Annotated in this window: 1 protein-coding gene; it reads right to left on the bottom strand. The window is 74.4% G+C overall.

Translation table 11 applies throughout. The features are described 5' to 3' along the window. Positions 1-805 (bottom strand): molybdopterin-dependent oxidoreductase (locus tag AC0CYZ_RS07690; RefSeq protein WP_472213933.1); only part of this gene is annotated, 805 nt, incomplete at its 3' end. Positions 806-1,236: the final 431 nt, after the last annotated feature.

Genomic DNA, 1,236 nt, shown 5'->3' with positions numbered 1-1,236 from the left:
CGTCGGGGGCGAGGAAGTCGGAGTTCACCGCGACCAGCCCCAGCGGCACACCGTCGCCGGGACCCGTGGTCGCGGGATCGACGTCGGGCGGCAGCAGGCGGTAGGTCGAGGCCTGGAAGAAGTTCTCCGACGGGCCGTCGGCCACGGTCACGCGCTGTACCCACTTGACGCTTCGAGCGCCGATGTAGCCCGGGACCACGACGCGCACCGGGGCGCCGTGCACCGGCGCGAGCGGCTCGCCGTTCATCGCCCAGGCGAGCAGGACCTCGGGCATCCGGGCCTTGCGCAGCGGGATCGAGCCGCCGAACTCCTGCGGGGGCGTGATCTCGTCGCTGACGTCGACGCCGAGGAAGGCGACGTCGGTGGCCGCCGGGTCCACGCCCGCGTCCTCGAGGACGTCGGCGAGGCGCACTCCGGTCCACTCCGCGGTGGCGGTCGCGGTCGGTCCCCAGGGCGCCTCACCGGGGACGTCGCGCACCTCGACCAGCCCGGCGCGGCGGTTGCCCGCGCATTGCAGCGTCGCGGTCTCGGAGTGGGTCGCGAACCGGTCGCGCAGCGCCGTGAGCGTCCACGACGCCGGGCGGTCGACCAGCCCGTCGACGGTCAGCCGCCAGGCGGCCGCGTCGAGCTCGGGCACCGGTCCGTGGTTGCGGCAGTAGAAGGCGTCGAGCGGGGTGAGCATCCGGTCGGCCAGCGCGGCGCGCGGCGGTTCGGCGTTGTAGGGCTCCTCCCCGTGGACGATCATGTCCTGCCGCTTGCCGTAGATGGGAGACCTCCTGGTGACGCAGAGTGTCGGGTGGGTCACACAGTTCGTCCGATGGCGTGGAGTACCGGTTCCCCTGGATCTCCACCGTGGCCACGGCGCCGTCCGCCGACCCCTCGCCGAGCGGCTTTCCCCTGCTCAGCGGCCTGACAAACCCCTCGTCAGGGTGGTCAGGGCCGGGCGGGTGGCGTGGTGCGCGCGTCGTAGGGTGCGCGCCATGACCCAGACGCCGATTTACGACGAAGTCCGGCGTAGCTTCGGCCGCGCCGACCGGACCCTGCAACGGCGTTCCTTCCGTGACGAGGACGGTGCGGCACCCGAACGCGGCTCCCGGCCGGTCATGTTGCGGGGCTCGGGCGGCCGTCATCGACGCTCGGGGGACTGAGCGCGGACCCGGGCCGGACCCCTCCGCCCCGGGAGCGCCGCGCCCTCCGGCGGGTGGCCCCGGTCCGGGCCGACCGGCCGGACCGCCG

The organism is Actinomycetospora sp. (assembly GCF_055612215.1).
This window is presented reverse-complemented; position numbering and strand designations above follow the sequence as displayed.